At 37.7% G+C, this 14507-nt stretch carries 12 protein-coding genes; 11 read left to right on the top strand and 1 reads right to left on the bottom strand.

What is annotated here, in order from left to right:
- Window positions 1–34 precede the first annotated feature (34 nt).
- From pfkA to F7731_RS04470, 3 genes are all read left to right on the top strand, one after another.
- Window positions 35–994 (top strand): 6-phosphofructokinase, encoded by a 960-nt coding sequence (gene pfkA, locus F7731_RS04480; protein ID WP_151533553.1) that lies wholly within the window; start codon window positions 35–37, stop codon window positions 992–994.
- 72 nt (window positions 995–1066) lie between these two features.
- Window positions 1067–2827 carry a pyruvate kinase gene (gene pyk / locus F7731_RS04475; protein WP_151533552.1) on the top strand — a complete coding sequence of 587 codons (1761 nt, stop codon included), beginning with the start codon at window positions 1067–1069 and terminating at the stop codon, window positions 2825–2827.
- A gap of 11 nt (window positions 2828–2838) precedes the next feature.
- Window positions 2839–3225 (top strand): FxsA family protein, encoded by a 387-nt coding sequence (locus F7731_RS04470; protein WP_151533551.1) that lies wholly within the window; start codon window positions 2839–2841, stop codon window positions 3223–3225.
- 147 nt (window positions 3226–3372) lie between these two features.
- Here the strand turns inward: F7731_RS04470 and ytvI are convergent, their stop codons facing one another.
- Window positions 3373–4488: a sporulation integral membrane protein YtvI gene (gene ytvI, locus F7731_RS04465; protein WP_151533550.1), complete on the bottom strand. Its 1116-nt coding sequence runs from the start codon at window positions 4486–4488 to the stop codon at window positions 3373–3375.
- 602 nt (window positions 4489–5090) lie between these two features.
- On the opposite strand from ytvI, the gene citZ reads away from it, so the two are divergent.
- From citZ to hflC, 8 genes are all read left to right on the top strand, one after another.
- Window positions 5091–6209: a citrate synthase gene (gene citZ / locus F7731_RS04460; RefSeq protein WP_151533549.1), complete on the top strand. Its 1119-nt coding sequence runs from the start codon at window positions 5091–5093 to the stop codon at window positions 6207–6209.
- A 125-nt stretch (window positions 6210–6334) separates the two neighbouring features.
- Window positions 6335–7603, top strand: a complete 1269-nt coding sequence (icd, locus tag F7731_RS04455) for an NADP-dependent isocitrate dehydrogenase (RefSeq protein WP_151533548.1) — start codon at window positions 6335–6337, stop codon at window positions 7601–7603.
- A 117-nt stretch (window positions 7604–7720) separates the two neighbouring features.
- Complete coding sequence (mdh, locus tag F7731_RS04450) at window positions 7721–8659, top strand: malate dehydrogenase (RefSeq protein WP_151533547.1); 939 nt, start codon at window positions 7721–7723, stop codon at window positions 8657–8659.
- Between the two features lie 177 nt (window positions 8660–8836).
- On the top strand, window positions 8837–9313 hold the full coding sequence (locus F7731_RS04445) for a MaoC/PaaZ C-terminal domain-containing protein (protein ID WP_151533546.1): 477 nt from the start codon (window positions 8837–8839) through the stop codon (window positions 9311–9313).
- A 426-nt stretch (window positions 9314–9739) separates the two neighbouring features.
- Window positions 9740–10456 carry a response regulator transcription factor gene (locus F7731_RS04440; protein WP_151533545.1) on the top strand — a complete coding sequence of 239 codons (717 nt, stop codon included), beginning with the start codon at window positions 9740–9742 and terminating at the stop codon, window positions 10454–10456.
- Window positions 10453–12222, top strand: coding sequence for a two-component system histidine kinase PnpS (gene pnpS / locus F7731_RS04435; RefSeq protein ID WP_151533544.1), 1770 nt, complete (start codon window positions 10453–10455; stop codon window positions 12220–12222). The genes F7731_RS04440 and pnpS overlap by 4 nt, the downstream gene beginning before the upstream one ends.
- 321 nt (window positions 12223–12543) lie before the next feature.
- Window positions 12544–13506: an FtsH protease activity modulator HflK gene (hflK, locus tag F7731_RS04430; RefSeq protein WP_151533543.1), complete on the top strand. Its 963-nt coding sequence runs from the start codon at window positions 12544–12546 to the stop codon at window positions 13504–13506.
- Window positions 13503–14438 carry a protease modulator HflC gene (hflC, locus tag F7731_RS04425; RefSeq protein WP_151533542.1) on the top strand — a complete coding sequence of 312 codons (936 nt, stop codon included), beginning with the start codon at window positions 13503–13505 and terminating at the stop codon, window positions 14436–14438. Before hflK ends, hflC begins: the two co-directional genes overlap by 4 nt.
- Window positions 14439–14507 lie beyond the last annotated feature (69 nt).

Below are 14507 nucleotides of genomic sequence, written 5' to 3'. Positions count from 1 at the left end.
TACTAGTTAATAATTCGGCATTTGGGGTGAAAGCATGAAAAGAATTGGAGTGCTTACGAGTGGCGGGGATTCACCTGGCATGAATGCGGCTATTCGTGCCGTCGTACGGAAGGCAATTTATCACAATTTAGAAGTTTTTGGCGTGTTCGGGGGATATTCTGGACTAATAGCTGGAAATATTAAAAAACTAGAGCTAGGTTCTGTTGGTGACATTATTCACCGTGGCGGAACTATGCTATACTCAGCAAGATGTGAGGAATTCAAGACAAAAGAGGGGCAGCAAAAAGGGATTGAACAGTTAAAGACAAAAGGGATTGATGGTTTAGTTGTCATTGGGGGAGATGGATCTTATCATGGGGCAAGAGCTTTATCTGAGCAAGGCTATCCATGTATAGGCATTCCAGGAACAATTGATAATGACATTGCAGGAACACAATACACGATTGGCTTTGATACAGCGGTTAATACTGTTATTGATGCTGTTGATAAAATTCGTGATACGGCGACTTCCCATGAGCGTACATTCATTATTGAAGTAATGGGGAGAAATGCAGGAGATATCGCTCTTTGGGCAGGATTAGCAGGGGGAGCAGAGACGATTATCATTCCTGAAGAAAAATACAATATGGATGAAATCGCGGAAAGGCTTATTAAAGGCCATGAACGGGGAAAAAGACATAGTATTATTATGGTTGCAGAAGGTGTGACAACTGGAATGGAATTTGCAAAAGAATTAGAAGAGGCAACCAATTTTGATACACGAGTTTCTGTTTTAGGCCATATGCAGCGCGGAGGTTCGCCATCCGCATTTGACAGAGTTTTAGCAAGCCGTTTTGGTTCACGGGCAGTTGAGTTGCTTCTAGAAGGAAAAGGTGGACGTGCTGTCGGGATCGAGAATAATGTTGTTGTAGATCATGATTTAAATGAAATCCTTAGCACGAAACATACAGTGGATCTAGGGATATACAAATTATCTAAAGAGCTATCGATATAACTTTATTTTGCATACGTCCACAATATTTATTTTCGATTGAGTTATGCATACAGGACTAGAGGAGGAAACATCATGCGAAAAACAAAAATCGTATGTACGATTGGGCCAGCAAGTGAGACGGTTGAAAAATTAATTAAGCTCATTGAAGCTGGGATGAATGTGGCAAGGTTAAACTTTTCTCACGGGAATTTTGAAGAGCATGGTGAGCGCATTCAAAATATCCGTGAGGCAGCAAGAAAAACAGGAAAAACGGTGGCGATCCTCTTAGATACGAAGGGTCCAGAAATTCGTACACATAATATGAAGGATGGTGCGATTGAGTTATCCGCAGGCAATAATATTATTGTGTCGATGGATGAGGTTGAAGGAACACCAGAAAAGTTTTCTGTTACATATGCTGATTTAATTAATGATATTGACATTGATTCAAAAATATTGCTTGATGATGGCCTTATTGCATTAGAAGTAAAGAAAATTGATAAAACATTAAATGAAATTCATACTACGATCTTAAATGGCGGAGTTCTAAAAAATAAAAAAGGCGTTAATGTGCCTGGAGTAGCTGTCAATTTACCTGGAATTACTGAAAAAGATGCGCAGGACATTCATTTTGGAATTGAGCAGGGGATTGATTTCATCGCTGCTTCCTTTGTACGCCGAGCTTCAGATGTTTTAGAAATTAGGCAGCTATTAGAAGACAATGAAGCAACACATATTCATATTATCCCGAAAATTGAAAATCAAGAAGGCGTTGATAAAATTGATGAAATTCTTGACGTTTCCGATGGGATAATGGTGGCAAGAGGAGATCTTGGGGTTGAGATCCCTGCAGAGGAAGTGCCATTAGTTCAAAAGCAATTAATAAAAAAATGCAACGCACATGGCAAGCCTGTTATTACAGCAACGCAAATGCTTGACTCTATGCAGCGCAACCCCCGTCCTACCCGTGCAGAGGCAAGCGATGTGGCGAATGCTATTTTTGATGGGACAGATGCTATTATGCTTTCTGGGGAAACGGCTGCAGGGTCATATCCAATTGAAGCAGTACAAACGATGCATAATATCGCTTCACGTGCAGAGTCCGCGTTAGACCATAAAGAAGTTCTATCGTCGAGAAGTAAAGATAATGAACATAATATTACAGATGCAATCGGCCAATCAGTTGCTCATACAGCACTGAATCTTGATGTAAATGCCATTATTACCCCAACTGAAAGTGGTCATACGGCAAGAATGATTTCAAAATATCGTCCGAAGGCGCCGATTGTTGCTGTTACATCTAATGATTATGTTTCTCGACGTCTTGCACTTGTTTGGGGTGTGTACCCACAAATTGGAAGAAAGGCATCTACTACAGATGATATGCTTGATACAGCAGTAGAAGAAAGCTTAAATAGCGGCATCGTCTCTTCTGGTGATTTAGTTGTGATTACTGCAGGAGTGCCAGTTGGTGAAGCAGGAACAACTAACTTAATGAAAATCCATGTTGTAGGTGATATTCTCATGAAAGCACAAGGGATTGGCCGTAAATCGGCATTTGGCAAAGTGGTCATTGCCCGTAATGCAGAAGAAGCAAACGCAAAGGTAAAAGAAGGTTCTATTTTAGTGACAATTGGATCCGATCGCGAAATGATGCCAGCTATCGAAAAATGCAGTGCACTCATTACGGAAGAAGGCGGATTAACAAGCCATGCGGCTGTTGTCGGAATTAATATAGGCATCCCTGTTATTGTTGGAGTGGAAAATGCAACGACAATTTTTAAAGATGGGCAGGAAATAACTGTTGACTCCAATCGAGGCGTCATTTATAACGGACACGCCAGCGTGCTTTAATTGGTGACGCTATGCGTTATATTTTCATTCTCATAATTATTGTTTCAGTCGTAGAGATTGGCGTACTTGTTCTCTCAGGTAATATCATTGGTTTTTGGCCAACAATGGGGATCATTCTTTTTACCGGCTTCCTAGGGGCATATTTGGCGAAGAAGCAAGGACTAGAAACCATAAGAAGAGCTCAAGCTCAGCTAAGGTCTGGTCAAATGCCGGGAGAGGCAATTTTGGACGGTATTTGTATATTAATTGGCGGAATCATGCTATTAATACCCGGATTTATTACCGATGTAATCGGATTGCTTTTACTAGCCCCGCCAACCAAAGTTTATTTCAAAAAGATCATACTAAAACGGTTTCGTAAATGGATTAATAATAATTCATTTACCATTATTAGATAATAGTTATTATTTAAGGAAATTGTTCAGATCGCTAAGTGCCTGTAGCGGAAATCAACAGAATCGTATAACATCGCTTAAAGAATAAATATAGAAAAAGGTCATCCCAACATTGGAATGACCTTTTTCTATAAAGATATAAAACCTGAATTATGCTTCTTTCCCTTTAATAAAGGCCCATAAATCATGAAATACGTTGGCTTTATGTAAGGTTGTTATTATAACAAGTGTAACTGGCCCAACAATTAACCCTAAAAATCCAATCAATTTAAAGCCAACAAACAAGGCAATTAAAGTTGCTAAAGGATCCAATCCGATACTCGAAGAAAGAATTTTTGGCTCCATAATTTGCCGCTGAACGAGAACAATTGTATATAAAACTCCAATTCCAATAGCTGTACCCATATCTCCAGCTATTGCTTCGTAAATAATCCAAGGAACAAAAATTAATCCAGTCCCCAAATATGGAATAATATCAACAATCCCAGCAACAAGTGCGATGGTAATAGCATAATCTACACGCAAAATTAATAAACCAATTAAAATGATAACTGTAGAAATAGAAATAAGTGTTGCCTGTGCCTTCACAAATCCAAACAGAGCCTTTTTTAAATCGGCAAAAACCGTTCTACTGCTTGTTTTTGCGCGGGTTGGCAACAGCCTGTTTCCAATTTCCGAAAGTCTGTACCAATCCTTACTAATAAAAAATGTACCAAGTAAGGAGAAAATAAGCACAGTTGCTGCATTTGGAAACCAGGACAAAATATTAGGTATTTTTCCAAAGAAGGATTGAATAAAAGCCCCGACTGTTGAACCAATTTTCGTCCCGACGTTTTGAATATTTGTCATTATTGTATCCTGCTGACCAGTATCTAAATTTTTAAATAAACTAGTTAACTGATTATAGATTGGGATGATTTGGCCAGCAAAGAAGTTCTCGACATAATTAATTAGCGTATCTAAGTGATTTGGCACGACCTTTGCCAAATAATCCGCGCCAGATACAATTTCAGCGATTAATAGGGTAATGAGACCTGCAAATATAGCAATTAACAAGACAATGCTTATTAACACAGCTAATACACGAGGCATTTTCCATTTACCCTCAAGAAAATTGACGAGCGGATTAATTAGAAAAGCAATGGCTAATCCGATTAAGAATGGGTAAGTGACTTTAGAAATATAGAAAAATCCAAAGAGCAATAGTAGAGTGATACTGACTACAAATAAAAATCGCATTGTTCGATAAACGTAAACTGGGTTCAAAAAAGTACCTCCTTATTTAATATTTAGCGTTTATGTAACTTATTTAATATCAATGAATCCTATTCAAAATAGTTTATCATTTTCTATTAAAGTAATCATCTTAATTACGTTTAATGTTTGTAAAGGTTTCAGATGAAAAATAGAATATTTAATGGAAAAAACTAGAGAATATGAAAAAAATTCAATAGATATAAGAAATATTAATAATGCATCATAAGATAAACTTATGGCTTTGTGAAAAAATATTAATTAATACTTATTTTTCGCTCCTTTTTCATTCACAAATATCAGTAAATTGTTTATAATAGGACTTGAAAGCGCAAACCATTAAAAAAATATGTTTAGGACAAACTATTTTTATATAATATAAAATGGAAATGTAAGCATTTTCATTTTTGTAACCTACATGAGCAAACGCTCGATTAATATTTATCAACTATCATGTAGCGATGAGATTGTTTTGAATGGTTGCCTTTTCATTTTTATCGGTCTGTCGTTCGACTTCTAGTCGACTTTTATATATGAATTGAGATTCACCAATGAATTAATAAACAGACAAAAAGGGTATGGGGAAATTTTATTATGTAAAGGAGAGGGTCAGTATGACAGTTACACGCGGTCTTGAAGGGGTAGTTGCTACAACATCATCGATCAGTTCAATCATAGATGATACGTTAACATATGTTGGATATGATATTGATGATTTAGCAGAAAATGCAAGCTTTGAAGAAGTCATTTATCTGCTATGGCACAGAAAGCTTCCAACTCAATCTCAATTAGAGGAGTTGAAAAATCAACTAGCTGAAAATGCTGAATTGCCTAAGGGAGTATTGGAGCATTTTAAAATGTATCCAATTGATAAAGTTCACCCGATGGCTGCTCTTCGTACGGCTGTTTCACTTATCGGATTATATGATGAAGAAGCAGATTTAATGGAAAAAGAGTCAAACTATCAAAAAGCGATTCGTTTACAAGCGAAAATGCCAGCAATCGTAACGGCATTCGCACGAATTAGAAAAGGTTTGGAACCAATTTCTCCAAGGAAAGACCTTGGCTTTGCTGCTAACTTCCTATATATGTTATCAGGAAAAGAACCTGAACCAATTGCGATTGAAGCTTTTGACAAGGCATTAGTGCTTCACGCAGATCACGAATTAAATGCTTCTACATTTACAGCACGTGTTTGTGTAGCGACATTATCTGATGTATATTCAGGAATTACAGCGGCGATCGGAGCACTAAAAGGTCCGTTACATGGGGGAGCAAATGAAGCTGTAATGAAAATGCTTTCTGAAATTGGCACACTTGAAAATGTTGAGCCATATGTTCGCGGAAAGCTTGAGAATAAAGAGAAAATCATGGGCTTTGGACATCGCGTATATCGCAAAGGGGACCCGCGTGCGAAGCATTTACGTGATATGTCTAAGAAATTAACAGAGCTAACAGGCGAGCCACAATGGTTTGAAATGTCAACAAAAATTGAAAGCATTGTAACTGGTGAGAAGAATCTTCCGCCAAACGTTGATTTCTATTCCGCTTCTGTATACCATAGCTTAGGAATTGACCATGATTTATTTACGCCAATCTTTGCTGTAAGCCGAGTATCAGGCTGGCTTGCTCATATTCTTGAGCAATACGAAAACAACCGTTTAATCCGCCCGCGTGCTGATTATACAGGACCTGGCATGCAGAAATATGTTCCAATTCAGCAAAGAGGCTAATATCATTTGTTTGCTTGATAAAGAGAACGGTCAAAGGTTAGTGGCATCCGTCATCTAACCTTTGATTCTAATAAATAGCTTTGATAGTCTTCAAGGGTATGACTAAAAGATGGAGGGAAAAAACAATGCAAGGTGAAAAAATTACAGTTACTAATGGTGTTCTAAACGTTCCAAATAATCCAGTTGTTCCTTTTATTGAAGGAGACGGAACAGGTCCAGATATTTGGGCTTCCGCTTCAAGAGTATTGGACGCTGCTGTAGAAAAGGCATATAAAGGTGAACGTAAAATTGTCTGGAAAGAAGTTTTAGCTGGAGAGAAAGCATTTAATCAAACTGGCGAATGGCTGCCTTCTGAAACATTAGACCTTATTAATGAATATTTAATTGCCATTAAAGGTCCATTAACGACGCCAATTGGTGGGGGAATTCGTTCACTAAACGTAGCGCTTCGCCAAGAATTAGATCTATTTGTTTGCTTACGCCCAGTTCGCTGGTTTGAAGGTGTACCATCACCTGTTAAGCGCCCTCAAGATACAGATATGGTTATTTTCCGTGAAAATACTGAGGATATTTATGCGGGAATCGAATATGCAAAAGGTTCTGATGAAGTAAAGAAATTAATCTCTTTCCTTCAAAACGAATTAGGCGCAAACAAAATCCGCTTCCCAGAAACATCTGGAATTGGAATTAAACCTGTTTCAGAAGAAGGGACAAGCCGTTTAGTACGCGCTGCTATTGAGTATGCGATTAAAGAAGGCAGAAAATCTCTCACACTTGTCCATAAAGGAAATATTATGAAATTTACTGAAGGGGCATTCAAAAACTGGGGTTATGAGCTTGCGGAAAGAGAGTATGGCGACAAAGTGTTCACTTGGGCTCAATATGACCGCATTAAAGATGCTGAAGGCACAGAAGCTGCGAATAAAGCGCAAGCGGATGCAGAAGCTGCTGGCAAAATTATCGTGAAGGATGCAATCGCAGACATCTTCTTACAGCAAATTCTTACACGTCCGAAAGAGTTCGATGTTGTTGCAACAATGAATTTAAATGGTGACTATATTTCTGATGCACTTGCTGCTCAAGTTGGAGGAATTGGTATCGCTCCAGGAGCAAACATTAACTATGTGACAGGACATGCCATTTTTGAAGCGACACACGGAACAGCGCCAAAATATGCTGGCTTAGACAAGGTGAACCCTTCATCTGTTATTCTATCTGGTGTATTAATGCTTGAACATTTAGGTTGGAATGAAGCAGCTAATATGATTGTGAAATCAATGGAAAACACAATTGCTTCTAAAGTTGTTACTTATGACTTTGCACGCTTAATGGAAGGTGCAAAGGAAGTGAAATGTTCTGAATTCGGTGATGAATTAATTAAAAATATGGAGTAAGTGTATATTCAAAAAGGAGGACAATTTCCCGGACTTTTTGAATAACCTTTATAAAAGAGGCTAAGTTTTTAGCCTCTTTTACATACAGATTTATGAATACAAAAGGAGGAACGAGATATGTCATTAAAACGCAAGAAGATTTCCGTTATTGGCAGTGGTTTCACAGGAGCAACAACTGCATTTTTACTTGCTCAAAAAGAGCTTGGAGATATTGTCTTAGTTGATATTCCACAAATGGAAAACCCTGCTAAAGGTAAAGCTTTAGATATGCTTGAAGCGAGTCCTGTTCAAGGTTTTGACGCAAATATTATTGGCACAGCCGACTATGCAGATACGGCTGACTCTGATATCGTTGTTGTGACCGCAGGTATTGCTCGGAAACCAGGTATGAGCCGTGATGATTTAGTGCAAACAAATCAAAAGATTATGAAGAGTGTAGCACAGGAAATTGTAAAGTATTCTCCTCATTGCTTTATCGTTGTATTGACGAATCCAGTTGACGCAATGACATATACGATTTTTAAAGAATCAGGTTTCCCTAAAAACCGTGTAATCGGACAATCAGGCGTTCTTGACACAGCTCGTTTCCGCACATTTATTGCCCAAGAATTAAACTTGTCGGTAAAAGATATTACAGGGTTTGTTCTTGGCGGGCATGGAGACGAAATGGTTCCTTTAGTCCGCTATTCATATGCCGGCGGTATTCCGCTAGAAACTTTAATCCCGAAAGATCGTCTAGATTCCATTGTAGAACGCACTCGTAAAGGTGGCGGAGAAATCGTTAATCTGCTAGGAAATGGAAGTGCCTATTATGCACCTGCAGCTTCACTTGTTGAAATGTGTGAAGCGATTCTTAAAGACCAGCGCCGTGTTCTTCCTTCCATTGCTTACCTTGAAGGGGAATATGGATATGATGGAATTTACTTAGGAGTTCCTACTATTCTTGGTGCTAATGGAATTGAGAAGGTCATAGAGCTTGAATTAACTCCAGATGAGAAAGCTGCACTTGATCAATCTGCTGAAGCTGTTCGCAGCGTAATGGCTGTTCTATCTTAATAAAATATATCGGCTCGTATATTTCTTATGAAGCTAACATAAAATTCGGGGGTAACCCCGAATTTTTTTGCAAATAATAGACTATCACTCATAGTAAATAATAAGGTATAATATAAAAAATCTGAATAATTTTAAAACGAATTGCAAGCGGTTACATAGTTTTGGAGGTGCACTTGTATGCTACTTGGTAAAAAACGTAAGCTTGGAAGACAAATAGAAGAAATTACAGTTGGGGAAAAATTAACGTTAACAGAAAAAATCGAAGACAAAGATTTGCTCCTATATTTAGGACTAACTAATGATGCCAATCCATTATATATTCAGCATGACTATGCATCACAAACACCTTATAAAAAACCGATTGTTCCTAGCATTATGCTAAATGGAATTATATCTTCCGCCATTTCAAAATATTTACCTGGGCCTGGCTCCCATATATTAAAACAAGAAATTAATTTTGTGAAACCAGTTTACCATTATGGAACGGTACAATTCCTTTTTGAAGTGGTTGAGGTGAGTAAAAGCAGCCATACGATTCAAATTCAAGTCCACGGCACAGATGAAGAAGATGAAACCGTAATTAAAGGAACATTGCTTGTATGTCCACCCCACCGAATTCATGCAATGGATGGAGAAACTCTTGAGAATTTTTAACTATTTTCAAAAGACATATGCAAAAGCCTATGTCTTTTTCTATTGTCTAGCTCCACAAGGAACGCTTCGGCAGCGTAATCATCGCACGACCAAAAGTGTAGCTTTTGGGAGGGTGTCGCGTTTTTGTCGACCTCGAGGTCACAAGCCAATCCTAAAAGGTAGAGCTCATCTTTCCGTGAGGCTCGTCTTGTGCTTGTCGGGGGTGAGCACAAAGGAAAACTTCTGTGATTAATCCTAGCTGGAACAATTGTCTTTTGATTGTGCCGCAGGCACTTCCGTATTTCCGCTTGCGAAATTTTGAAAGCAGCAGTTGTCCTTGTTACATTTCGGCTGTCAGTATATATTAATAATAGGATGAAAATAAGGGGTTAACCTTTTGAAAAGATTTAGCTTATTTTGGGGAATACCGATTAAACGGAGGCTATTATGGCAAAGAAAGTTTTAATTGTTGATGATGAACAGTCCATACTTACATTATTGGAGTACAATCTAAAACAGGCAGGTTATGAAGTCATCACCGCAATGGATGGAGAAATAGGAAAAAACTTAGCGATTAGTGAGAATCCTGATTTAATCGTGCTCGATCTTATGCTTCCTAAAATGGATGGCATTGAGGTATGTAAAGAGCTACGTCAAAATAAAGTCATGACTCCGATTTTAATGCTGACAGCGAAGGACGACGAATTCGATAAAGTTCTTGGTTTAGAATTAGGTGCGGACGATTATATGACAAAGCCCTTTAGCCCACGAGAAGTTGTAGCAAGGGTTAAAGCAATTTTAAGAAGAACACAGTTTTCAGCTGAAACAGTTGGAAAAGCGGAAGAGGATTTAGATTATATTGAAATTTTTGATCTGAAAATCTTTCCGGACCAATATGAGGCTTATTTTGAAGGCAATCTCCTGGAATTAACGCCAAAAGAATTTGAATTATTATTATATTTAGCGAAGAATAAGGGACGTGTACTAACAAGAGACAGTCTATTAAGTGCTGTCTGGAATTATGACTTTGCTGGAGATACCCGTATTGTTGACGTACACATTAGCCATCTTCGAGAAAAAATTGAACATGACACAAAAAAGCCATTGTATATAAAAACGATACGCGGTTTAGGATACAAGCTTGAGGAGCCGAAAGGAGAATGATGAAATTCCGCTCACGGCTTCTGTACGGATTAATCACATTAATATTTGCTGTCTTAATCGGATTAGGTCTTCTTTTAGGACAGCTTTTCAAAAGCTACTATTTGCATAGCTTTGATGAGCGCTTAAAAAAAGAAAGTGCACTCATCTCAAATTTTATAGGAGATGAAGGCGGCATTGATTCAATCAAAAAGGATGAAATCGGTAAATACAGCAAAATGCTTGATGCAAGGGTAACCGTTGCTGACAATGAAGGAGCCATCATCCATGATAGCGGAAAGTTTTCATATATAGATACTTCCTGGCATGAAAATATGATCACTGACTTGATCAACAAAAAAAATGTGAGTCACTATTTAGTAGAGAATACGGGAGACTATGATCTGAATTACTATTGGAGCCCAATACTTCTAGAGGGTAAAAAAGAAGGTTATTTATTTCTTAGTACTCGCATGACGGAAATTAATCATGCTTATAAGCAAATTTGGAAGCTGCTCACGATTAGCTTGACCTTTTCATTTGTTGTCATTCTATTATTAGGAACTCGAATGACCGCCCGCTATACGAAGCCAATTGAAGCTGCTGCTAATACAGCGATTGAGCTAGCAAAAGGAAATTATCGGGCCCGTACATATGAAGATCATATGAATGAAACGGGTATGCTTAGTGCTTCTATTAATGTGTTGGCGAGAAACTTGCAGGAAATGAGAAAGACTCAAGAGATGCAGCAGGACCGGCTGACTGCGCTAGTAGAAAATATGGGAAGCGGATTAATATTGATTGATAGTAAAGGGTTTATCAGTTTGATGAACCGGACTTATAAAGAGTTTTTTGCTATTAATCCAGCTGATTATTTAAACAATCTCTATTATGAAGTGATAGAAATTGAAGAGGTCGTCACCTTAATAGAAGAAATATTTATGACTGAAGAAAATGTCAGGAAGCAAATGATTATCTTTACAGGTAACAAGCGGCGACATTTCGAGGTTTACGGAGTACCTATCATTGGAACAAATGATGTGTGGAAAGGGGTTCTCCTCGTATTCCATGATATTACCGATTTGAAAAAGCTGGAACAAATGAGAAAGGACTTTGTCGCAAATGTTTCGCACGAATTGAAAACACCGATTACTTCTATTAAAGGGTTTTCAGAAACACTTTTAGATGGAGCCATGGAAAATAAGGAAGCATTGGAAGCATTTTTGAAAATTATTCTTCAGGAAAGTGACCGTTTACAGATGCTTGTTCATGATTTATTGGACCTGTCCAAAATAGAACAGCAGAACTTTAATCTCTCGATCGAAAAATATAATATCGCTGACACTCTTCATGAGGTCATTGCCATATTAAAACAAAAGGCTGAAGAAAAAGAGATTAGCATTACATTTAAGTCAACAAACGACAATATTCTAATAGAGGCAGATGCGGATCGGCTGAAACAAATTTTTCTAAATTTAATTAATAATGCTGTAACCTATACACCTAATGGCGGCAGCGTGTCTATCTCATTAAGTGAGACAGATTCAAATGTGTTGATTAAAGTAAGAGATACTGGAATTGGTATTCAGAAGGAAGAAATTCCGCGAATATTTGAACGGTTTTATCGGGTGGATCGAGCTCGAAGCCGTAATTCGGGAGGAACAGGCTTAGGATTAGCCATTGTTAAACATTTAGTAGAGGCACATAAAGGAAAAGTTTCCGTTGAAAGTGAAGAGGGAGTAGGGACAACTTTTTATATTGAGTTAAATAAGAAATTTCCACTGGGATAATCTTTTGGATGAAGATGGGACAGGCAATTTTACATGTTCTTAACATTAAGTAAATTCTTGCTTAATATTTGCTTGCTAATATTAAACATGAAGGACCCCTTCATCCAATGAAGAAAAAAGACGGAAGCCTACCCCGCTTCCGTCTTTTTCCGTTTATATTACATGGGATTGCTATTTAGTTGTTGATTGGAGAGGAAGGTACGAGATCCTCATAGTGGAAATCAACAGAACGTTCCACAAGTTTTGTTTGAAAATTGAAACCTTTTTGTTTGCCAATCGTATAAAAAGTAAATGAAGTGTAATAAGGGAAGGGGAGAGAATATGGTCAGCTTAAAAAGAATATATACAGTGACTGGCCTCGTGCTGCTAATCATCCTATTAGGCATTACCGCGTTAACGACCTGGTATACAGTCGATGAATCCGATCAAGCAGTCATTTTAACTTTTGGCAAGGTTGAAGAAGGAATTACAGACCCAGGACTTCATTTCAAATTGCCATGGCCAATTCAAAGCGTTGAAAAAGTATCAAAAGAAACATTCAGTTTGCAATTTGGTTTTGAAGAAAAGAACGGGAAGATGAAAGACTTTCCTGAGGAAACGAAAATGATCACGGGAGATGAAAACATCGTCCTAGCAGATCTAGTTGTACAATGGAAAATTACTGATCCAGAAAAATATCTCTATAATTCTAAAGATCCAGAAGAAATTCTCTACGATGCTACGTCTGCTTCCTTAAGAAGCATTATCGGCAGCTCCAAAATTGATGATGCCCTAACTTCAGGTAAGGCAGAGATCGAAGCGGATGTTAGAGATTTATTAAGCTCATTAATTGAAAAATATGATATTGGTCTTTCCATTTTAGCTGTCAAGCTTCAAGATGTAGAGCTTCCAAATGATGAAGTTCGAAAAGCGTTTACGAATGTAACGGATGCTAGAGAAACTGCTAACACAAAGGAAAACGAAGCGAAAAAGTATGTAAACCAAAGAATGAATGAAGCACAAGGAGAAAAAGATGCATTGATCTATAAAGCAGAAGGGGAAAAAGCGGCCCGTCTTGAAAAAGCAAGAGGAGACGTAGCTGTCTTTAATAAAATATATGCCGAATATAAGAATAGTCCGGATATTACAAGAGAGCGTCTCGTCCTTGAAACACTTGAGCAGGTACTTCCTGATGCTGAAATTTATATTATGAATGATGAAGGTAATACATTGAAATACTTCCCGATTAGGCCTCTTGAAAAAGAACAGCCTGTACAAAAAGAGGAAGGAAGTGACAAACAATGAGCGATCAAAACGTCATTAACATTAACGAGCGCGGCGGAAAAAACACGCAATGGCGCAATTATATAAAAAGTGGATTCTTTTTAGTTGTTTTGCTAGTTTTAATAGGCATTTTATTAAGTAATTTATTTATCGTTAAAGAAGGCGAATATAAAATTATTCGTCAATTTGGAGAAGTCGTTAGAATTGAAAGTGAGCCTGGTTTAAGCTATAAAATTCCATTCATCCAAAGTGTTTCAACATTGCCGAAATACCAGCTAACATATGATGTATCAGAGGCTGAAATTAATACGAGAGATAAAAAACGCATTATCATTGATAACTATGCGGTTTGGCGAATTGCTGATCCGAAGAAGATGATCGCTAACGCAAGAACACTCGAAAGTGCGGAAACAAGAATGGAAGAATTTATTTATTCAGTTACGAGAACAGAGCTTGGACAGCTAAACTATGAAGAAATTATTAATGATGAGAAATCTTCTCGAGGGTCATTAAATGATCGAATCACGGAAAAGGTCAATGAGCTTCTAGCTAAAGATAATTACGGTATTGTCGTAACAGATGTGCGTATGAAGCGAACCGATTTACCAGCAGAAAATGAACAATCAGTATATACGAGGATGATATCTGAGCGGGAATCAACAGCGCAGGAATATTTATCAAAAGGGGATGCCCAAAAAAATCGGATTATTGCTGATACAGATAAGCAAGTAAGAGAACTTTTGGCAAAAGCACAGGCGGATGCTGAAGAGATTCGAGCTGAGGGTGAAGCGGGAGCAGCAAAAGTTTATAATGAGGCATTTTCAAAGGATCCGAGCTTTTACTCCTTATTCCGTACATTAGAATCATATAAAAAGACAATTAATGGCGAAACAGTGATCGTTCTGCCATCAGATTCACCATATGCTAGATTATTAATGGGATATCAAAAATAATATCTAACTCCTTAAAAAACCGTTATTTTTCTTTCTTTGTTTACTCATGGTAAAATGAAGAAAGGGAAT

The organism is Cytobacillus depressus, assembly GCF_008923245.1.
GTDB classification, from domain to species: Bacteria; Bacillota; Bacilli; order Bacillales; family Cytobacillaceae; genus Cytobacillus; species Cytobacillus depressus.
The sequence above is the reverse complement of the archived record's forward strand: the minus strand, read 5'-3'. Positions and strand labels throughout refer to the sequence as shown.

Coding starts and splice junctions, on each gene's coding strand:
- F7731_RS04470 (WP_151533551.1), top strand. CDS start 2,839: ATGCGTTATATTTTCATTCTCATAATTATTGTTTCAGTCGTAGAGATT.
- icd (WP_151533548.1), top strand. CDS start 6,335: ATGCAAGGTGAAAAAATTACAGTTACTAATGGTGTTCTAAACGTTCCA.
- F7731_RS04445 (WP_151533546.1), top strand. CDS start 8,837: ATGCTACTTGGTAAAAAACGTAAGCTTGGAAGACAAATAGAAGAAATT.
- pfkA (WP_151533553.1), top strand. CDS start 35: ATGAAAAGAATTGGAGTGCTTACGAGTGGCGGGGATTCACCTGGCATG.
- hflC (WP_151533542.1), top strand. CDS start 13,503: ATGAGCGATCAAAACGTCATTAACATTAACGAGCGCGGCGGAAAAAAC.
- pyk (WP_151533552.1), top strand. CDS start 1,067: ATGCGAAAAACAAAAATCGTATGTACGATTGGGCCAGCAAGTGAGACG.
- citZ (WP_151533549.1), top strand. CDS start 5,091: ATGACAGTTACACGCGGTCTTGAAGGGGTAGTTGCTACAACATCATCG.
- pnpS (WP_151533544.1), top strand. CDS start 10,453: ATGATGAAATTCCGCTCACGGCTTCTGTACGGATTAATCACATTAATA.
- F7731_RS04440 (WP_151533545.1), top strand. CDS start 9,740: ATGGCAAAGAAAGTTTTAATTGTTGATGATGAACAGTCCATACTTACA.
- mdh (WP_151533547.1), top strand. CDS start 7,721: ATGTCATTAAAACGCAAGAAGATTTCCGTTATTGGCAGTGGTTTCACA.
- hflK (WP_151533543.1), top strand. CDS start 12,544: ATGGTCAGCTTAAAAAGAATATATACAGTGACTGGCCTCGTGCTGCTA.